The sequence below is a fragment of the Pseudoduganella dura genome (assembly GCF_009727155.1).
Classification (GTDB): Bacteria; Pseudomonadota; Gammaproteobacteria; order Burkholderiales; family Burkholderiaceae_D; genus Rugamonas; species Rugamonas dura.
The window spans coordinates 3,550,574-3,569,099 of the sequence record NZ_WNWM01000002.1; the positions used below are offsets into that span (position 1 = coordinate 3,550,574).

The window sequence follows — 18,526 nt, forward strand, 5'->3', positions numbered from 1 at the left end:
AGCCCACGGGTACTGGATGCGAAAACCGGTGTCCGACCCCGAGATGCCGGTGCCCGACACCAGAGGTAATAAGGCGGCACCGGCGGCACCGGCCGGCTTCAGCCAGCCGTTACGACGTTCCGCTCGATCGCCTCGCTGTGCACCAGGATCTTTTCGGCGTCGGCATGCAGCAGGCGTACCCGTCGCTGCACCACGGGCCAGCCGGGCCAGTCGGTGGAGCCGGCCGGCGCGATCGTTTCCGACCATGCCAGGTCCTCCGCCAGGCTGGGCAGGGGCGTCTTCACGCCGTGCTTCGCCAGCGCATTGGCCAGCGTGCGGCCCACCTGCACGTGGCTGCCCGCCAGCATCCGGTTGACCTCGCGCGCCGGGATGTCCTTCACGTGGCGGCGCAGGATCGCGCGCAGCGCCGCCACGTGCGCCACCAGCAGGTAGTTCTGCACGATGAACAGGTTGATGTCTTCCACCGCGCGGCGCTTGCTGGCCGGTTCGTCGAGCATGCGCACCATCGCGGCGCTCAGCATCGCCAGCGCATCCATCAGCCCCTTGCGCTGGATGCGGTACGGGAAGTCGTTGCGGCTCTTGCCCTGCAACAGTTCGTAGGCCGCCTCCATGTAGCGGCCGTTCGCGGCCAGCACCTGCCGGATCAGCTTCGGCACGCTCTGGTACTCCCAGCTCGCCAGCACGAAGCTGAACACGGTGGCCACCGCCGCGCCGATGAACGTATCCACCAGGCGCTCCGTGATCGCCTGGAAGCTGCCGCCGGCAGCGAGGTTCATCTGCAGCAGGATCATGATCGAGACCGCGATCGCCGTGTACCGGTAGCGCAGGTAGACGAACGTGGGCGTGGCGATCGTGGCCAGGATCAGGGCCGTCAGGATCACGGCCGGGTGGTTGAAGAACAGCAGGATCACGGCCGCGATCAGGCAGCCGATCACGGTGCCCACGATGCGGTCGCCGCGCCGCTGCTTCGTCATCGAGAAGCTGGGCCGCAGGATGATCACGATGGTGAGGATGATCCAGTAGCTGTGCGCCGAGTAGGGCAGCAGCGTGCCGATGGCCAGGCCCACGGCGATCGCCATCGCCACCCGCAGCGAGAAGCGGAATATCGGCGAATCCATCCGGAAGTGCGACAGCAGCACCTGCAGCTCGTACTTCTGCTGCGACAGAAAAGGCTGCATGTCGGCATCGAGCCAGAACGGCGTGCTGTCGTAGGCCTTCTGGCTGGCCCCGTGCAGTTCGCCGACCATGTTGACGATGGCGCGCACCTTGTTGCGCTGCGCGCGCAGCACGGCCAGCGCTTCCTGCGCCGGCTTGCCGGCCGCCACGCGGCGCTGCAGCTCGGCCAGCTCGGCATCGATCGCCGCCAGCTCCGGCTCGTAGCCGATGGCCTGGAACGACGCCCGCTTGCGCGTGACGGCGTAAGCCACCGATTCGATGTCCCGCGCGCACTTGAACGCCAGGGCGCGCAGCGCTTCCAGCGCCGGCGAATCGGCCAGGTGCACGCGCAGCGCGCCGTAGTCGGTGTGCGTCGACAGGATCTGCTCGTACAGGTCCAGCATGCAGACGTGGATCTGCACCACGATCGCGTCCTTGCGGTTCTGGTGCGCGCGCAGGATCAGGTCGCGCGAGGCCTGCTGCTTGTCCGCCAGCAGCGCCTGGTGGCGCACCAGCTTGTTGAACTGTTCCGTCAGGTTGTAGCGCGTGTCGTAGAAGTCGGCCTTGATGTCGATGTAGGCCGCCAGCTCGAACAGGGCCTCGGCCAGCACCTGCTGCTTGATGCGGTGGCGCAGCAGCCATGAAATGCCCATCGCATAGGCGAGATAGGCGATGCCGCCCAGCGTGAACAGGCCGGCGTGCGCCAGCGCCTGCAGCGGCGTCAGGTGGTGCTCCATCGACATCGTCATGATGAACAGCGTGGCGAGCTGCAGCGGCATCGACTTCTTGCCGTACACGATCATCATGCTGGCGCAGAACGACAGCAGCACCAGTACCAGGATCAGCAGCCAGAAGTACGGCACGCACAGGCTAACCACCAGCGTCACCAGGCTGCACAGCAGCACCGATGCCAGCATCTCGTTGAACTTGTGGCGCAACGGGCTGGGCATGTCCATCAGCGCCGTGCACAGCGCGCCGATGCCGACCGACATCGCGGTCGTCATGTCGGCGAAAGCGAGGGTCAGCCAGATGATGCCGATCAGGCCCGCGCCGAAGCGCAGGCCGAGGTGGAAGTAGTGGCTGTAGAAGAAGGTGCGCGGGTTCAGTGCATAGTGCAGAGGTTGGGACGTGGAGGCTTGGGACGTGGGGGCTTGGGAGATGGGAGCCTGGGACATGGGACCCGTCCCCTTACAGCAGGCCCAGTATCGGATAGCGGCGCCATTCCGGCTCCGCATGGCGCGCGCAGTTGTGCAGGATGAAGTGCAGCACCGCTTCCTGGTCGGACAGCTTTTCCGGGTTGGCCGCCTTCCATGCGTCGAACTGTTCACGCAACTGCGGCTCTTCCTCGAGCAGTTGCACGGCCAGGTCTTCGAACACGTAGTCGGAGATCGCTTCCTTCTTTTCCAGCACCGAGTTGAAGAATCCCCAGCGGAAGAAGCTGTCGTGCGCCTGCGGCTCGAGCGTTTCGACGGCGTAGCGGGCGTTGTCCTGGTCCAGCGATACGATCCAGTCGCCGGGGTTCAGGGTGAAGGTGCCGGTGCGCTCCTCGACGTCGACGGTGTCGTGGAACATGTGGCCTTCGTAGGCCGTGGCGCGGGTCGCCAGTTCGCCGATGCGATAATAGCGGGCCTCGACCTGCCGCTGCGTTTCCACGCGCGTCATCTCCATGCCGTTCCATTGCAGGCGCTCGACGACTTCGCGCCAGGCCTGCGGGATCACGTAGGCTTTCGGCACGCGCACCACGGCGTCGGGCAGGAAGCGGTTGTAGTACGGGATGTCCTTTTCGTACGGCCTGGTGCGGTCGTACGACAGCCGCGTGTAGTTGCCCAGCACGCTGGCGTGGCGCGCGCCTCGTAGCCCCTGAAGCGGAACGTGGACGGTGTGTCGGACATTTTCCACGTCACGGTCCATTCGCGCTGCCGGCGCTGCGCCGCCTTCGCTTCGCGGCGCAGGCGCTGGATTTCCCCGGCATGCCGCACGGTGAATTCGCGCGTCACGTCCAGCAGGGCGCGCATCGATTCATAGCGGTCCCTGAAGGGTTTCAGCATGTGCGTTTCCGGCATGAAGCCGATGACGTTGTGCAGCGCCGTGAAGCCGGTCGAGAAGCGGGGCACTTCGAGGAATTCGGCGATGCCGTCGTCCGGCGTCTCCCGCACCGGGTTCACGTACGGGCAGGTGGGCCAGCCGCGCGCTTCCATCCCGCTGAAGATGTGCGGCAGCATCGTGTCGCGCAGGAACGGACCCAGGCCCGAACCCAGCTTGTCGGCCTGGGTGTGGATCAGCGTCATCGTATACGCGTAGTCGGCACCGTTCGAGGTGTGGGTGTCCACCATCACGTCCGGGTCCCATGCGGCGATCAGCTCGTTGAAGAAGCGCGCGTTCAGCGTGTCGCACTTGATGAAGTCGCGGTTCAGGTCCAGGTGGCGGCTGTTGCCGCGGAAACCGAACAGCTCGGGCCCTTCCTGGTTCGGGCGCGACGTGCCGGCGCGGTTCAGGGCACCATCCACGTTATAGACCGGCACGAACAGCAGTACGGTATTGCCCAGCGTGGCCAGCCTGGCGGGGTCGAAGCAGAAATCGCGCACGATCGCCATGCAGGCGTCGATGCCTTCCGGTTCGCCCGGGTGGATGCCGTTGTTGTTGAAGAAGACCGGCCGGCCGGCGCGCCGGATTTCCTCGCGGTCGAACACGCCGTCCGCGCTCACCACGCCCACATGCAGCGGGATGCCGCCATCGGACACGCCGGCCTGCCCGAAGCGCAGTACGTTGGGGAAGCGGCGCGCGAGTTCTTCGTAGAACGCGATGCATTCGGTCCACAGCGTGGTCTGGTTCTGGTTGCCTTTTTCGTAAGGCGTGAGCATAGGGGCAAGCAATTCGGGGGACATGATCTGGATCTCAGGAACATTGACGGGAACGGTGGCACCGGGTAGGCGGCCGAGCCGCGATTGTAGCATCGCAGCATTTGTGGCAAGGGCAATACAACGGCCGGGAAACGTGCGGACGGCGAGCCGGGAACCGTGCTATCAAGGCCGTATCGAGGAGGGAAGGCCATGAAACGATGGATGATTTTCGCCGCCAAAATACTGTTCACCCTGGCGATTGCCAGCGCTGCCGCCGCGCAACAGCCGGTCACGGCGCCACGTTTTACATTGAATATCCCGGCAGGCACGCCGACGGCGCAGGCCGAGCACTCGGTGCAGTTCATCGGCACCGCCACGGTACTGCTGCGCTACGGCGGCCTGACCATCCTGACCGACCCGAACTTCCTGCACAAGGGCGAGCACGTGCACCTGGGTTACGGCCTGACTTCCGAGCGGCAGACCGATCCGGCAATCGAATTCGATGCCCTGCCGCCCGTGGACTTCGTGCTGCTGTCGCACCTGCACGACGATCACTTCGACAAGCTGGTGCGCGAGAAGCTGAAGCGGTCGACGCCGATCATCACGACCGGGCCGGCGGCGGCCGAACTGCGCGAGCTGGGCTTCACGGCCGTGATCGGGCTCGGCACCTGGCAGGACGTGGAGGTAACGAAGGGCGACACCACGCTGCGCCTGACGGCCATGCCGGGCCGCCACGGGCCGGTGGCGGTGGCGGCCCTGCTGCCCCCGGTCATGGGGACCATGCTCGATTTCTCTTCCACACCGGGCCGGTACCGCATCTACATCAGTGGCGACACGATGGTCTATGGCGACATCGAGGAAATCCCGCGTCGCTTCCCCGGTACCGACCTGGCACTGCTGCACCTGGGCGGTACCCGTATCCTCGGCATCGTGACGGTGACCATGGATGCGGCGGAGGGTGTCAGGATGCTCAAGCTGATCGCGCCGCGGCGCGCGATCCCGATCCATTACAACGATTACGACGTGTTCAAGTCGCCATTGCCGGATTTCGAGAAAGCGGTGCGGGAAGCCGGACTGGCGGAGAAAGTCACTTACCTGAAGCACGGCGAAACCTACCGGTTCGCGCCGGTGGCGCCGGCGCGCTGACGGCGCGGGCAATGTTGCCCGCTCTCGATCTTTGCGGCAGTTCATCTTCGCTTGCCGCTGCGCATGGTATCTGTGGAGCTTTCCAGGAGGCTCCGATGAAGATGCCGTTCGCGTTCATTTCGCTGCTCATGCCGCTATCGTTGTCCGCCACGCTGGCGCCGGCATGCGCCAGTGCCGCCGACGTGCCCCGCTACCGGATCACGATTCCATCCGGCGCGGCACGCCAGGATCCCGGCGGCATGGTGCAGTTTTTCGGCACGGCCACCGCGCTGCTGCGCGTGCGCGGGCTGTCCATCCTGATCGATCCGGGCGCCGACGGCGGCCCGCTGCCGCCGGACATCGCCGGGGCGGACCTGGTGCTGCTGTCGAATCCCGACTGGGGCGGCGTGGCGGGAGCGGGGTGGGGCGGCCGGCCCGTGGTGACGATGAGCGGCAACGCGGAACGCCTGCGCGGCCAGGGCATCCATAGCGTCTATCCGCTCGATACATGGGATGGCATGACGATCCGCAAAGGCGATACGCGGCTGCGCGTCACGTCGATGCCCGATCCGCGCGGCATGCGCCCGGCGATGCTGGCGGCCATGCTGGATTTCGGGCCGGCGTGCCGGGTGCTCGTCAACCACGGCGAGCTGTCGGCATTCGAGATCGGGTTGATTCCGGAGCGCTTTCCCGGCGCCCGGCTGGCATTGCTGCGCCAGGGCGGCGCGCCGCTGCTGCTGGCGATGGCGAAGGACGGCCGCGGGCCGGTGCCGGCTCACCCTGTCGCGCGCGGCGAGCCGTACCGCTTCGGCTCGCCGTCCTGCCAGTAAGGCTTATTTTTTCGCGTTCGCTTCGACCCACTTCTCGAATGCGGCAACGAACTTGCCGATCAGTTCCTTCGTCTGTTCGTTGTTGATGCTGCCATCCTCGGCCAGGTAGTTGGGCGAACCGCCGATATAGAGTTCCGGCGCCGGCATCACCGGCACGTTCAGGAATACCACGGCCTGGCGGGTGTTGTGGTTGGCGCCGAAGCCGCCTTGGGCGCCCGGCGATTGCGACACCACGGCGGCCGGCTTGCCGTCCCACACGCTCTGGCCCCAGGGGCGCGAACCGACGTCGATCGCGTTCTTCAGCGCGCCGGAAATCGTGCGGTTGTACTCCGGCGTGAAGAACAGCACGGCGTCGGCGCCTTTGAGCTTGTCGCGGAACGCGGTCCACGCCTGCGGCGGCGCGTTGGCATCGTCCAGGTCCTGGTTGTACAGCGGCAGGTCCAGCTCCACCAGTTCCGCTTCCAGCGACGGCGGCAGCAATCTGGCGACCGCCTGGGCGTATTTGCGGGTCAACGATTCCTTGCGCAGGCTGCCGACGAGGACAGCGACTTTCTTTGCCATGCTTTTCTCCTGAGAGTTGCGTGTAAAAAATACAATGTACCTCAAGCCGGCAGTGCATGCACGAATGCGCGGCCCGATCGGCTTGTCCGGCGCCCCATGGCAGGCGCGCGGTTCTGCCGGAAGAGGGAGTGCGCCATAAAAAAAGCCACGCCCTTGCGGTGCGTGGCTTCGGTGAAGGCGCGATCGCTTACAGGGCGTCCATCTCCTTGAGCAGGTTGTCGGCCTTGTCCACATGCTTCATGTTCCACAGCATGTAGCGCAGGTCGACCTGGATGTCGCGCGTGTTGGCCTTGTTGAAATCCCAGTCCGAGATGATCGAATCCAGCGTACCGTCAAATGCCAGGCCGACCAGCTCGCCCTTCGCATTCAGCGCGGCGGAGCCGGAGTTACCGCCCGTGATGTCCAGCGTGGCCAGGAAGTTCACCGGCACCGTCTTCAGCTTCGGATCGACGTACTTGCCGAAGTCCTTGGCCTTGATCGCGTCCAGCTGCGCTTTCGGCGCGTCGAATTCGCCCGTGCCGGTGTGCTTCGCCAGCACGCCCTTGACGGTGGTGAACGCGGTCCACGTGGTGCCGTCGGCGCCGTGGGCGCGGCCGGCGATGTTGCCGTAGGTAACACGCAGCGTGCTGTTCGCATCCGGGTAGACGGCCTGGCCTTTCGACTTCATGTAGGCGATCTTGGCCTTCATGTAGCTGCCGTAAGCCTGCTGCAGCTTGCCGGCCAGTTCTTCGTCGGCGGCTTCTTCCTTCATGTCGGTATCGTACAGCGCCACGGCGGCCTTGATGAAGGCATCGTTGCTGGCCTGGAAGTCGGCCGGCTTCTTGCCGAGCCAGGTGTCGCGCTCGGCGGCATCGTTCAGCTTCGTGCCGGCGTACAGCTTGTCGAGCGCCGCGGACAGTTCCGCGTCGCTCATGCCGGCACGGATGCCCAGTGCCGCGTTGAACGCCGGCTTCTGCTCGGCGGCCGGTTGTGCCAGGTAGTTCTTCAGGTGGTGCAGGGCGATCGCCTTGTCCACCTTCGGATCGAACGTGCGCACCAGCGACGTCACGCCGGACTTGATGCGCGGCACGTCGCGCACCTGGTAGCCGGACTTGCGGCCGGCATCGGCCTTTTGCGTTTCATTGGCCAGGCGATACATCGTGCGCGCCGTCGTCAGCAGGCGCGGCTGCGAATAGCTGTAGTTGAAGTCGCGCTTGGCACCGGCATCGCGCTCGGCGATCAGGTGCTCGACCTTGGCGATGTCGTCGGCATATTCGGCCTTGCGCTTCGCATCGGCATTGATCCAGGTTTTCAGCTGTTCATGCTCGGCCGTCTTGCGCTGCAGGAAGTCGCTGTTGGCATAGGAATCGATCATGCCCTGGCGGTTCTTGTAGTAGTTGTTGATGCCCGCGACCTGGCCCGCGTATTTCAGCGACAGGTCCTTGTTGTCCTTGGTCTCGCGATCGATGATCGCCAGCGTTTCGGCGGAGGCCTTGACGAACGACGGGTAGGAATGATCGAACGTGAATTGCACTTCCGATGGCAGGCGGTGGCGGTTGGTGCGGCCCGGGTAGCCCATCACCATCACGAAATCGCCTTCCTTCACGCCTTCCGTGGCCAGCTTGAGCACGTGCTTCGGCACGTAAGGCACGTTGTCCTTGCTGTAGTCGGCGGCCTTGCCATCCTTGCTGACATAGGCGCGGTAGAAGCCGTAGTCGCCGGTGTGGCGCGGCCACATCCAGTTGTCGGTATCGCCGCCGAACTTGCCCACGCCGGCCGGCGGCGCGTGCACCAGGCGCACGTCGCGGATTTCCAGCTGCTTGATCTGGTAGAACTCCAGGCCGCCGTAGAACGACGACACGGTGCAGCGATGGCCGGGATCCTGCTCGCAGGCCGCCACCAGCGTTTTCTGGTTTTGCTCGATCGCGTCGCTGCGGGCCTTGCCGGACAGCTTGGCCACTTCCGGCGTGACGATCCGGTCGGTCACGTTCAGCACTTCCTTGGTCACGAACACGCGCGTGCCGGGCGCTGCCGGCAGTTCCTCGGCCAGCGAATGGGCCACGAAGCCGTTGGCGAGCAGGTCGCGTTCCGGCGTGGAGTTCTGCGCCACACTGTTGTACACGCAATGGTGGTTGGTCACCACCAGGCCCTGCGGCGACACGAACGACGCGGAGCAGCCGCCCAGGCTGACGATGGCGCCGCCGGGGAATTCGGTCAGGCGCGTCAGGCTGTTCGGGTCGAGCTTCAGGCCGGCGGCCTTCAACTGCTTGGCGATCTGCGGCAATTGCTGTGGCATCCACATGCCCTCATCCGCCCAGGCGGAGGTGGCGCTCATGATGGCGAGCGCGAGAAGTGTTTTTTTCATGCGTGTTTTTCGTATGGGTTGATACGTCCTGGATCGCTGCCGGTCTGCAGCAGCGTGCAAGTATCCGGAACGCACCCATATTCGTCAATCGGGAAATTGCGTGCAAAAACCACACGAAATTTGGTGAACGGGCAATAAAAAAGCCGGCCCGCAGGCCGGCTTCATGCTGCGCATGCCTGGTTAGCGTGCTCGTCCGCGGAAGACGAGGTTCACGATTGCCAGCAGGATGACGGCGCCCAGGAACGACACCAACAGCGAGAGTGGACTGAAATCGTCGGCATTGATGGTGCCCGTGCCGAACAGGGGCGAGAGCAGCCAGCCGCCGAGCAGTGCGCCGACGATACCAACCACAATATTGAGGAACAGCCCTTGCTGGGCGTCCGTTTTCATTACAAGGCTGGCGAGCCAGCCGATGATGCCACCGATAACGATCCAGATGATGAAGTTCATGCTCGTTCCCCTATTTATAACGTTGAGAAAAGAGACGGGGCCGTTTCAGCCCTGCCGTTAGAAAAGTGTAGGGGTGCACACGTGCGCGGTCCGTGCGCCAGCGAACGCTCCGATCCCGATTGCTTCCATGCGCGTTCTTGGTGCGGAAACGTACAGATGGCGCACCTTTGTGGGCTTATTGTGGCTGTGTCGATTCGACCTAATTGAAAGGATTACAGCCATGAGCCAAACCAATCAGAATTCCCGCCTGGTCACCGGCCTGTTCAACGACCGAGACAGCGCCGAGCGTGCATACCAGCACGCCACCTCGCGTGGTTACAGCAAGGACGACATCAATGTCCTGATGTCCGATGAAACCCGCAAACGCTACTTCAGCGGCGGCGAAGAGATTGAAACTGAACTGGGCAGCAAGGCTGCCGAAGGCGCCGGCATCGGTGCCGGTGTCGGTGGCGCGATCGGTGCCGCACTGGCGGCAGTGGCCGCCGTGGGCACCTCGCTGGTGCTGCCGGGACTGGGCCTCGTCATTGCCGGCCCCGTGGCGGCCGCGCTGGCCGGTGCCGGTGCCGGTGGCCTGACCGGCGGCCTGCTGGGCGCGCTGATCGGTGCCGGCATCCCTGAAGAACGGGTGCAGCACTACGAAGAAGGCCTGAAAAGCGGCGGCATCGTGATGGGCGTGAACGCGCGCTCCGATGAAGATGCGGCGCACATCGAATCGAGCTGGAAAGAAAGTGCCGGCCAGCACGTGATCGGCACCGGTCTCGGTGCTGCGGGTGGCGCGGCGGCTGGCCTGGCGGCCGGTACGGTCGGCGGCCCGATCGGCATGGCGGCCGGCGCCGTTGTCGGCGGTATCGCGGGCGGCCTGGCCGGCAAGGGCGCGGCAGAAGTCGTGAATCCGAAATCCGGCGATGACCTGAGCGACCATCACCTGGCCACCGGCGTCGGTGCTGGCGGCGGCGCGATGGCCGGCATGGCACTGGGTGCGGCGGCCGGCCCGATCGGCATGGCCGCAGGCGGCGCGATCGGTGCACTGGCGGGCGGCGCGACCGGCAAGGGTGTCGGCGGCCTGGTCAACCCGGCCGAGGAAAAATCGTACTGGGAAACCCAGCACCGCAACGAGTCGTATTTCAACCCGGCATACGAGTACAACGACTACGATCCGGCCTACTCGCTGGGTTATAACAGCCGCGCCAACTATCGCGGCGACTGGAACGCCAACGAGACCAGCCTGCAGAGCGATTGGGAACGCTCGAAAGGCCAGTCGCGCCTGTCGTGGCCAGAAGCGAAAAGCGCCACCCGCGCCGCGTGGGACCGCGTCGAACGCAAGCTGCCGGGCGACTGGGATAAAGACGGGAAGTAACGGCAAGTAAGCGTTTCAACACGCTTCATCGATAAGAACGGCCGGAACCTGAAAGGGTTCCGGCCGTTTTTCCGTTGTAAAACCCACCGTCGTAAAACCCACCGTCGTAAAATCCACCTTCGTGAACTGCCTTCGCAGACGGTCGCAGGACGGTTGTCCAGCCTCGCGCTAAAGGCTCGCGCCGGCGGTGACGGCACGCCGCCTCGCGTTCTTCAGCTTCAGCATCGGCTGTTCCACGAGATAACAGCTCAATATGCTGACAGGCAGCACGACCAGGCAGGCGAGGCCGAGCATCGCCCAGGGCGACAGCGGCGGCAGGTAGGCCAGTAACAGCGTTTGTACCGGCCAGCCATACAGGTAGACGCCATACGAAATATCCGGCATCTTGTTGAACGTTTCTGTCAGCCACATCGGGCGGAATGCAAAATAGAACAGCAGGTAGCCGCCGAATGTGGCCAACCCCAGCTCCGCGTAGCGGCGCGAGAACATCAGCGTCAGCAGCAGCGCGGCCGATACGAGCGCGCCGCGGCGTGTGAAGCGATAGCAGTCGCGGAACAGGTAGAAGCAACCGCCGGCAAAGAACAGGGAGGCCAGCCGCACGATCGGGTCGTTCAGCAACAGGCCGAGCGGCGCCCACGGCAGCGGCAGGTTGAACGATGCATACAGGTAAGCCGCAAAGCCGGCCACCGTCAGTGCCAGCCACACACCGCGGTGCCGGATACCACCCGATACACCCAGCAGCAGGACCGCCAGGTAGCAGGCGAACTCCCGCATGATCGTCCACATCGAGCCATTCACCTGTGGTTCGGGCAGGCTTTCGAACACGGGGGGCGTGATCGGACCGTGCAGCACGGCCAGGCAAAGCGCGACGGTACTTGTCGACAGGTCGCGGAAGTAGCGCCCGGCATCGGCACCGAGCGGCGCCACGATGTAGATGCAGACGAGGCTGGCCACGATGAAGCCGGGATAGATGCGCAGCATCCGCTTGCGCAGGAATTGTGCGGGCATGGGGTCGAGATCCCAGCTTTGCACGATCAGGTAACCGCTCAGCAGGAAGAAGCCATCCACGGCCAGTTCGCCGAACGACAGGGTATGGAACAGCTGCGTCAGCAGCTCGCGGTGGCGGTCGCCATCCTGCAGTTCCGGCGCGTGCGACAGCAGCACGAGCAGTGCCAGCAGCAAGCGCAACAGGTTGAAGTTGTTCTGGTGCCGCGCCATCCCCATGACGTTCCCCGTTTAGTTTGGTTATAAAATAGTTTTGTCATTTTTATAACCAAATGTACGACGGTATCAGCCGCCAATCAAGTACTCGGCAGTGGAAACACGCGCTGGAACAACAGTGCGGCAGGAAGCGGGGCGCGGCTACGCGACGCGGCGCGCTGCCTCGTCGATTTCGGCGCGGGCGGCGGCGGCAAGCGCCGGGCCATCGATACCCAGTAACGTCAGTGCACGCGCGGCCGTGCCGTGCGAACCGGAGGCGACCATGGCCGCCACGTGCGCGCCCGTCAGCGGCTCGCCGGCTGCGCGCGGCCATTCGGCAAGCGCGCGCATCACGGCTTCCATCGAACCTTTCGCCCGGTACACGCCGCTCCCGGGCGGCACCGGCGCATCGCCGGCAAGCAGGCCTGGATCGATCCCGGCGGCCGCTAGCGCGGTGCCATGCGCGGCCGTGATGCCGCCCTGCAGCCGGGATGGATCGGCACCGGCGCGGGCAAAGGCGCGCCGCGCCAGGCCGTCCGGCAGATCGAGCGCCGCCAGCAGGAAATGCTCGGGGCCGGGTTCGCCTTCGCCCATTGCATTGGCGTGCCGTTCGGCGCTCTCGCAAAGGTTTTTGATCGTGCGCATGTCGGCGATGCGCTGTTTCAGACGCTGCAGCATGGTTGTTCCTTTCAGGATTGGATCAATGGGGCCAGGCGCTTGTGGGCCGCCTGTTTCGAGACGCCCAGCGCATCGGCCACCTGGCTCCAGGACCAGCCCTGGGCAATGGCCTGGGCAACGGCCTTGCGTTCGAGCTGGTCCGCGGCCAGGCGCAGCGCAACGACCGCCGCCAGCGCTTCGGCGGGGTCGTCGGGACGGGGAAGAGAGTGGGTATCGATCATTCGTCAATCTTAGTTGACGATGTTGGTGCCGTCAACAAAAGATGACGGCGTGGTTTTTAGAAACAAAAAGCCCCGCACGGGGCGGGGCTTGCGAGGGGCCGGAACAGCTTATTCCGCGGCGATCGCCTCGACCTGGATCGCCAGCTTCACTTCCGGCGCGAAGTTCGGGATGCCGAAGTTGATGCCGAAATCGGTGCGCTTGAACTCGGCGGTGGCGTTGGCGCCGCACACTTCGCGCTTCAGGCGGGCATCCTGCACGCACTTGAAGCGGTCCACCTTCAGTTCCACCGGCTTGGTCACGCCGTTCAGCGTCAGCTCGCCGTCGACCGATACCAGCTGGTCGCCGTTGAACTTGAACGACTTGCCCTTGTACGTGACGGTCGGGAATTTCTCGACGTTGAAGATGTCCGGCGACTTCGCATGGGTGTTCATCTTCTCGTGGCCGAAATCGATCGACGTCGTGTCGATCGTGATGTCCAGGCTGCCGGTTTTGGCGGCACGGTCCATCGTGATCGTGCCCTTTGTGCTGTTGAACTTGCCGCGCCACAGCGACAGGCCTTTGTGATCCGCCTCGAAACTCGGGTAAGTGTGGCTCGGATCGATATTGTAGGTGGCGGCGCTTGCCAGGCCGGTAACAGCGAACAGTGCAGCGATCAGCGTGAATTTCATGCGGTCTCCTTCGGGTGAATGGGCTCGTTGCTCGACAACGCGGCGCAGCCGGCGCTGCGCGGTTAATAAAGTATTACTGCAAGGTATTACTGCAGGGTATTACTGCGAAAGGTATTACTGTGAAACGACGTGGAACTTGATCGTCACTTCATCGGCCACCATGCCGGTGTCCTTCCATTCGCCTTCGCCGATGTTGTAGGCCAGGCGCCTGATCGGTACCGCGCCGTCGAATACCTGCTTGCCGCCCTCGGTCTTCACGGTGACGGGGAAGGTGACGTCGGCGGCCTTGCCCTTGATCGTCAGCTTGCCGGTAACGTTCAGCTTGCCGGCGCCGGCAGGCTTGATCGACGACGAAACGAAGGTGGCCTTCGGATACTGGGCCGAGTTGAACCATTCCTTCTTCGCCACTTCCGCGTTGTATTCCGGGTCGCCCATGTCCAGGCTGGCCGTTTCGACTTCCACCGTGGCCTTCGACGCGTCCGGCTTCGCGGCATCGTAGTCGATGACCACGTGGTGCTTCTTGAACTTCGATTCGACCGGCACGTTCATCTGCTTGAACGTGGCCGAGACGGTGGTCTTCGCGGGATCGGTCTTCAGTACGGCGGCGCCGGCCGTCAATGACAGGCCGACCAGGGATGCGAGCAGGATTTTCTTCATGAATGGGGCTCCGGTAGGTTAGGGAAGCATGCGTTTCAGGACATCGTCCCGATCGACGAAATGGTGTTTCAGCGCGGCGGCCACGTGCATCGCCACGGATGCGGCCAGCGCCATGTTGAGCCAGTAGTGAACCGGCTTCAGGGTGGCCTTCAGCGCGGTATCCGCCTCGAACAGGGAAGGAATCTGCCACAGCCCGAGGTAGACGACCGGCACGCCGGCCGCCGTGGTGTACAGGTAGCCGGACAGCGGCACGGCGAACATCAGTATATACAGCAGCACGTGCGTGCCGTCGGCCGCCCTGGTCTGCCAGGCTGCCATGCCGGGAGCATGCCGCGGCGGCCGGTTCCCGAGGCGCCACAGCAGGCGCAGCGCGGCCAGCGCCAGCACCGTCACGCCCAGCCACTTGTGCCAGGAAAAGTATTTCAGCTTGGTCGGCGTGAAGCCGGGTATGTCGACCATCACCAGCCCCAGCGTGAAGGCGGCAACGATCAGCAGCGCGATCAGCCAGTGCAGCGCCATGGCGGTTCTCGTGTAGCGTTCCATCGGACATCCTCTTATTTAGTACGCGTTAGAACTAACGCAGCGTCACTGTAGCAAAGAAACCGAAATTTTGCTGGCAGCATGCAAAAACGGCAGCCCTTACCCTACAGGATAAGGAGCTGCCGTCATAGGGGCCGATGGTGAGAGCGGCCTTAGATCGCCTTGGCCAGTTGCGCCGCGATACCGGTGTAGCTGGCCGGCGTCATCGCCAGCAGCAGGTCCTTTGCTTCCTGCGGAATGGCCAGCTTGCCGACGAATTCCTGCAGCGCTTCCCTGGTGATGCCCTTGCCGCGCGTGAGTTCCTTCAGCTGTTCGTACGGGTTCTCGATGCCGTAGCGGCGCATCACCGTCTGCACCGGCTCGGCCAGCACTTCCCAGCTGGCGTCCAGGTCGGCCGCCAGCCGCGCAGGGTTCACTTCCAGCTTGTTCAGGCCGCGCAGGCAGCTGTCATACGCCAGCAGCGTGTAGCCCAGGCCCACGCCGATATTGCGCAGCACGGTGGAATCGGTCAGGTCGCGCTGCATGCGCGAGACCGGCAGCTTTTCGGACAGGTGCTTGAGCACGGCGTTGGCCAGGCCCAGGTTGCCTTCGGAGTTCTCGAAATCGATCGGGTTGACCTTGTGCGGCATGGTCGACGAACCGATCTCGCCGGCCTTCAGCTTCTGCTTGAAGTAGCCCAGCGACACGTAGGTCCAGATATCGCGGTTCAGGTCCAGCAGGATCGTGTTGGCGCGGGCGAAGGCGTCGAACAGTTCGGCCATGTAGTCGTGCGGCTCGATCTGGATCGTGTACGGGTTGAACGTCAGGCCCAGGCGCTGTTCGATCACGTTCTTCGAGAATGCCGGCCAGTCGAACGACGGGTAGGCGGACAGGTGCGCGTTGTAGTTGCCGACGGCGCCGTTCATCTTGCCCAGGATTTCCACGCCGGCGATGCGCTCGATCGCGCGCTGCAGGCGGGCGATCACGTTGGCGAACTCCTTGCCCAGCGTGGTCGGGCTGGCCGTCTGGCCGTGCGTGCGCGACAGCATCGGCAGCTCGGCATTGACGTGTGCGATCTCCTTCAGCCGGGCCACCAGGCCGTTCAGGGCCGGCACCATGACGCCGTCGCGCGCGGCCTTCAGCATCATGCCGTGCGACGTGTTGTTGATGTCTTCGGACGTGCAGGCGAAGTGGATGAATTCGGAGGCTGCCACCAGTTCCGGCACGTCCTTCACCTGTTCCTTCAGCCAGTATTCGACAGCCTTCACGTCGTGGTTCGTGACGGCTTCGATTTCCTTGATGCGCGCGGCATCGGCTTCCGAGAAGTCGGCGGCCAGCTTGTCGAGCAGCGCGGCGCCATCGGCCGAGAACGGCTTGATCTCGGCGAAGCCTGCCAGCGACAGCGCCTGCAGCCATGCGATTTCAACCTTCACGCGGTGGTGCATGAAGCCTGCTTCGGACAGGATGGGGCGCAGTTTGTCGGTCTTGGCGGCATAGCGGCCGTCCAGCGGGGACAGGGCCGACAACGTGGAATATGGAGTGGTCATGGAGAAGAGAGAGGCAGGGAAAAGTGCGATTTTACCATTCAAGTGCCTTGTTTTTGACCACCGCCGTCACGGCCCCCGTGGCCACGGTGCCGCCGGGCGCGATGCTATACTGGACTTTACTTCTCACGGGTGCTCCCATGAAACTGATCGGTTCGCTTGCCAGTCCCTATGTGCGCAAGGTGCGCGTCGTGCTGGCGGAAAAAAAGCTCGATTACCAGATCCAGCTGGAAAACGTGTGGAGCGCCGACACCAGCATCCACCTGGTCAACCCGCTCGGCAAGGTGCCCTGCCTGGTCATGGAGGACGGCTGCGTGATGTACGACTCGCGCGTGATCGTCGAATATCTCGATACGCTCACGCCTGTCTGCAAACTGCTGCCGCAGAACGGCCGCGAGCGGGCGGACGTGAAGAACTGGGAGGCGCTGGCCGATGGCGTAGTCGATGCCGCCGCCGCCGTGCGCGCCGAACGCACGCAGCGCCCGGCCGGGCTGCAGAGCGAGCCTGCGATCGAGCGCCAGCTGGCGAAGGTGACACGCGGCCTGGCATCCCTGTCCGAACGGCTGTCCGACGCGCCTTGGTGCGCCGGCAATCATTACTCGCTGGCCGATGTGGCAGCAGGTTGCACGCTCGGCTGGCTGAGCTTCCGCTTTCCCGAGATCGACTGGCGTACGCCGCATCCGAACCTGGCACGGCTGTACGACAGGCTGCATGAGCGGCCGTCGTTCCGCGATACGGTTCCGCAGGCTTAAGTATTCCAACGGGAACCGCGGCGGTTCGCAACGGCGCCCGGCCGCGCGCGCGTCGGGACGCAAACCATTGCGTTACACTGTGGCGTCACGATAGAGCGGGGCGGCCATGGAACAATCTGTAGCGGTTTTCGGCGAAGCACTGGTGGATGATTTCAGCAGCCTGCGGGTGGCCGGCGGTGCGCCGTTCAATCTCGCCCGGCACCTGGCCGGCTTCGGCCTTCCCGTCACGATGGTCACCCGCATCGGCCTTGACGCCAACGGCGCCCTGATCCGCGACGAATTCAGGCGCTATCGCATGTCCGACAGCGGACTGCAGACCGGCGCCGGCGAACCCACCGGCAGCGTGCACGTGGAAGTGGGAGCGAACGGCAGCCACCGCTTCACGATCGTGCCCGACCAGGCCTACGACCATATCGACGGCGAGGCCGCGCTGGCCGCGGTGCAGGCCGCCCGCCCCGGCATTTTCTGCTTCGGTACGCTGGCGCAGCGCGATGCCGTCTCGCGCGCCGCGCTGCATGGCCTGCTGGAGCAGACCGATGCGGTGCGTTTCCTCGACCTGAACCTGCGTGCCGGCCACGTGGACGAGGCCATCGTGTTCGATTCGCTGCAGCAGGCGGACATCGTAAAGGTCAACGAAGAGGAATTGCAGCAGCTGTTCAAGTGGTACTGCCACACCTGCCCGGATACGGTGAACATGGAGTGCATCTCGGTCGATACCGAGTGCCGCGCGATGATGCACAACTTCTCGCTATCGGCGCTGGTGGTCACGATGGGCGCGCGCGGCGCCCTGTACCTGTCGGCCGATGGCGCGCACCTGGCCGATCACGGCACGGGCAGCAGCGAGTGCTTCGTCGATTCGGTGGGGGCGGGGGATGCGTTCAACGCGGTGTTCCTGCTGGGCCGGCTGCGCGGCTGGACGATGGAACGGACGCTGGCGCGCGCGAATGCGTTCGCGGCGGCTTCCTGCGGCTACGCGGGCGCGGTGCCGCAGGATTTGTCGTGCTATGCCCGCTGGCAGGACCAGTGGGCGCGCGAGCCGAACCAGGCAGCTGCCTCCGGCAGCGGCCCGGCCTGATCAGGCTGAATCAGCCCTGTTCGTCGGCAGGCGCCATCTGCGTCTGCAGGTAGTTCTGGATGCCGACCTTGCCGATCAGGTCCAGCTGCGTTTCCAGGAAGTCGATGTGCTCCTCGGTATCCTGCAGGATTTCCAGCAGCAGGTCGCGCGACACGTAGTCGCCCACCTTTTCCGCCTGGGCGATGCCTTCCACGACCGTCACGTGCGCGCCGCGTTCCAGCTTCAGGTCCGCTTCCAGCATTTCCTGGGTGTTTTCACCGATCAGCAGCTTGTGCAGCGCCTGCAGGTTCGGCAGGCCGTCCAGCATCAGGATGCGGTCGATCAGCTTGTCGGCATGCTTCATTTCGCCGATCGATTCCTCGTATTCCTTCTTGGCCAGCTTGGCCAGGCCCCAGTGCTTGTACATCCGCGCGTGCAGGAAATACTGGTTGATCGCGGTGAGCTCGTTCGTCAGCTGTGCGTTCAGCAGACGAATGACGTCTTTATCGCCCTTCATGGGGAAGCCTTTTCTTGATGTTTGTCGATCGTGGCATTTTGCCACAGATGGCA

The 18,526-nt window shown here is 64.3% G+C and carries 17 protein-coding genes and 1 pseudogene; 5 read left to right on the forward strand and 13 right to left on the reverse strand.

Translation table 11 applies throughout. The annotated features are described in order from the left end of the window. Positions 1-98: 98 nt before the first annotated feature. Both GJV26_RS15515 and GJV26_RS15520 read right to left on the reverse strand, forming a co-directional pair. Positions 99-2,273 carry an FUSC family protein gene (locus tag GJV26_RS15515; RefSeq protein ID WP_155712508.1) on the reverse strand — a complete coding sequence of 725 codons (2,175 nt, stop codon included), beginning with the start codon at positions 2,271-2,273 and terminating at the stop codon, positions 99-101. A 70-nt stretch (positions 2,274-2,343) separates the two neighbouring features. Continuing rightward, a pseudogene (locus GJV26_RS15520) lies at positions 2,344-4,040 on the reverse strand (M14 family zinc carboxypeptidase). 165 nt (positions 4,041-4,205) lie between these two features. Here GJV26_RS15520 and GJV26_RS15525 point away from each other — a divergent pair. Further along, positions 4,206-5,141, forward strand: coding sequence for an MBL fold metallo-hydrolase (locus tag GJV26_RS15525; protein WP_216643134.1), 936 nt, complete (start codon positions 4,206-4,208; stop codon positions 5,139-5,141). Positions 5,142-5,236: 95 nt separating this feature from the next. Continuing rightward, positions 5,237-5,950, forward strand: coding sequence for an MBL fold metallo-hydrolase (locus GJV26_RS15530; RefSeq protein ID WP_155709617.1), 714 nt, complete (start codon positions 5,237-5,239; stop codon positions 5,948-5,950). 3 nt (positions 5,951-5,953) lie between these two features. Here GJV26_RS15530 and GJV26_RS15535 read toward each other — a convergent pair whose 3' ends face one another. From GJV26_RS15535 to GJV26_RS15545, 3 genes are all read right to left on the reverse strand, one after another. Further along, positions 5,954-6,511: an NADPH-dependent FMN reductase gene (locus GJV26_RS15535; RefSeq protein ID WP_155709618.1), complete on the reverse strand. Its 558-nt coding sequence runs from the start codon at positions 6,509-6,511 to the stop codon at positions 5,954-5,956. A 187-nt stretch (positions 6,512-6,698) separates the two neighbouring features. Beyond that, on the reverse strand, positions 6,699-8,855 hold the full coding sequence (locus GJV26_RS15540; protein ID WP_155709619.1) for a S46 family peptidase: 2,157 nt from the start codon (positions 8,853-8,855) through the stop codon (positions 6,699-6,701). Between the two features lie 180 nt (positions 8,856-9,035). Continuing rightward, positions 9,036-9,305, reverse strand: a complete 270-nt coding sequence (locus GJV26_RS15545; protein WP_155709620.1) for a GlsB/YeaQ/YmgE family stress response membrane protein — start codon at positions 9,303-9,305, stop codon at positions 9,036-9,038. A gap of 220 nt (positions 9,306-9,525) precedes the next feature. Here GJV26_RS15545 and GJV26_RS15550 point away from each other — a divergent pair, with 220 nt between their 5' ends. Continuing rightward, the gene (locus GJV26_RS15550) at positions 9,526-10,662 is read left to right on the forward strand and encodes a hypothetical protein (protein ID WP_155709621.1); all 1,137 of its coding nucleotides are present in this window, start codon (positions 9,526-9,528) and stop codon (positions 10,660-10,662) included. 168 nt (positions 10,663-10,830) lie between these two features. On the opposite strand, the gene GJV26_RS15555 is transcribed toward GJV26_RS15550, so the two are convergent. The 7 genes from GJV26_RS15555 to purB all read right to left on the reverse strand — a co-directional run bounded on the left by GJV26_RS15555 (position 10,831) and on the right by purB (position 16,153). Further along, the gene (locus tag GJV26_RS15555) at positions 10,831-11,886 is read right to left on the reverse strand and encodes an acyltransferase family protein (protein WP_155709622.1); all 1,056 of its coding nucleotides are present in this window, start codon (positions 11,884-11,886) and stop codon (positions 10,831-10,833) included. 138 nt (positions 11,887-12,024) lie between these two features. After that, positions 12,025-12,540: a Clp protease N-terminal domain-containing protein gene (locus GJV26_RS15560; protein WP_155709623.1), complete on the reverse strand. Its 516-nt coding sequence runs from the start codon at positions 12,538-12,540 to the stop codon at positions 12,025-12,027. A gap of 11 nt (positions 12,541-12,551) precedes the next feature. Beyond that, positions 12,552-12,761, reverse strand: a complete 210-nt coding sequence (locus GJV26_RS15565) for a helix-turn-helix domain-containing protein (RefSeq protein WP_155709624.1) — start codon at positions 12,759-12,761, stop codon at positions 12,552-12,554. A 108-nt stretch (positions 12,762-12,869) separates the two neighbouring features. After that, the gene (locus GJV26_RS15570) at positions 12,870-13,430 is read right to left on the reverse strand and encodes a YceI family protein (protein WP_155709625.1); all 561 of its coding nucleotides are present in this window, start codon (positions 13,428-13,430) and stop codon (positions 12,870-12,872) included. Between the two features lie 114 nt (positions 13,431-13,544). Continuing rightward, positions 13,545-14,087, reverse strand: coding sequence for a YceI family protein (locus GJV26_RS15575; protein WP_155709626.1), 543 nt, complete (start codon positions 14,085-14,087; stop codon positions 13,545-13,547). 18 nt (positions 14,088-14,105) lie between these two features. Next, on the reverse strand, positions 14,106-14,630 hold the full coding sequence (locus tag GJV26_RS15580; protein ID WP_155709627.1) for a cytochrome b: 525 nt from the start codon (positions 14,628-14,630) through the stop codon (positions 14,106-14,108). A gap of 149 nt (positions 14,631-14,779) precedes the next feature. Next, the gene (gene purB, locus GJV26_RS15585; protein WP_155709628.1) at positions 14,780-16,153 is read right to left on the reverse strand and encodes an adenylosuccinate lyase; all 1,374 of its coding nucleotides are present in this window, start codon (positions 16,151-16,153) and stop codon (positions 14,780-14,782) included. 137 nt (positions 16,154-16,290) lie between these two features. Here purB and GJV26_RS15590 point away from each other — a divergent pair, with 137 nt between their 5' ends. After that, positions 16,291-16,902, forward strand: coding sequence for a glutathione S-transferase family protein (locus GJV26_RS15590; protein ID WP_155709629.1), 612 nt, complete (start codon positions 16,291-16,293; stop codon positions 16,900-16,902). A gap of 106 nt (positions 16,903-17,008) precedes the next feature. Further along, the gene (locus GJV26_RS15595; RefSeq protein WP_155709630.1) at positions 17,009-17,977 is read left to right on the forward strand and encodes a PfkB family carbohydrate kinase; all 969 of its coding nucleotides are present in this window, start codon (positions 17,009-17,011) and stop codon (positions 17,975-17,977) included. A 10-nt stretch (positions 17,978-17,987) separates the two neighbouring features. Here the strand turns inward: GJV26_RS15595 and bfr are convergent, their stop codons facing one another. After that, a complete protein-coding gene (bfr, locus tag GJV26_RS15600) occupies positions 17,988-18,473 on the reverse strand; it encodes a bacterioferritin (RefSeq protein ID WP_155709631.1) in 486 nt (161 codons plus the stop codon). Between the last annotated feature and the right edge of the window lie 53 nt (positions 18,474-18,526).

Coding starts and splice junctions, on each gene's coding strand:
- GJV26_RS15525 (WP_216643134.1), top strand. CDS start 4,206: ATGAAACGATGGATGATTTTCGCCGCCAAAATACTGTTCACCCTGGCG.
- GJV26_RS15530 (WP_155709617.1), top strand. CDS start 5,237: ATGAAGATGCCGTTCGCGTTCATTTCGCTGCTCATGCCGCTATCGTTG.
- GJV26_RS15535 (WP_155709618.1), bottom strand. CDS start 6,511: ATGGCAAAGAAAGTCGCTGTCCTCGTCGGCAGCCTGCGCAAGGAATCG.
- GJV26_RS15540 (WP_155709619.1), bottom strand. CDS start 8,855: ATGAAAAAAACACTTCTCGCGCTCGCCATCATGAGCGCCACCTCCGCC.
- GJV26_RS15545 (WP_155709620.1), bottom strand. CDS start 9,305: ATGAACTTCATCATCTGGATCGTTATCGGTGGCATCATCGGCTGGCTC.
- GJV26_RS15550 (WP_155709621.1), top strand. CDS start 9,526: ATGAGCCAAACCAATCAGAATTCCCGCCTGGTCACCGGCCTGTTCAAC.
- GJV26_RS15555 (WP_155709622.1), bottom strand. CDS start 11,886: ATGGGGATGGCGCGGCACCAGAACAACTTCAACCTGTTGCGCTTGCTG.
- GJV26_RS15560 (WP_155709623.1), bottom strand. CDS start 12,540: ATGCTGCAGCGTCTGAAACAGCGCATCGCCGACATGCGCACGATCAAA.
- GJV26_RS15565 (WP_155709624.1), bottom strand. CDS start 12,761: ATGATCGATACCCACTCTCTTCCCCGTCCCGACGACCCCGCCGAAGCG.
- GJV26_RS15570 (WP_155709625.1), bottom strand. CDS start 13,430: ATGAAATTCACGCTGATCGCTGCACTGTTCGCTGTTACCGGCCTGGCA.
- GJV26_RS15575 (WP_155709626.1), bottom strand. CDS start 14,087: ATGAAGAAAATCCTGCTCGCATCCCTGGTCGGCCTGTCATTGACGGCC.
- GJV26_RS15580 (WP_155709627.1), bottom strand. CDS start 14,630: ATGGAACGCTACACGAGAACCGCCATGGCGCTGCACTGGCTGATCGCG.
- purB (WP_155709628.1), bottom strand. CDS start 16,153: ATGACCACTCCATATTCCACGTTGTCGGCCCTGTCCCCGCTGGACGGC.
- GJV26_RS15590 (WP_155709629.1), top strand. CDS start 16,291: ATGAAACTGATCGGTTCGCTTGCCAGTCCCTATGTGCGCAAGGTGCGC.
- GJV26_RS15595 (WP_155709630.1), top strand. CDS start 17,009: ATGGAACAATCTGTAGCGGTTTTCGGCGAAGCACTGGTGGATGATTTC.
- bfr (WP_155709631.1), bottom strand. CDS start 18,473: ATGAAGGGCGATAAAGACGTCATTCGTCTGCTGAACGCACAGCTGACG.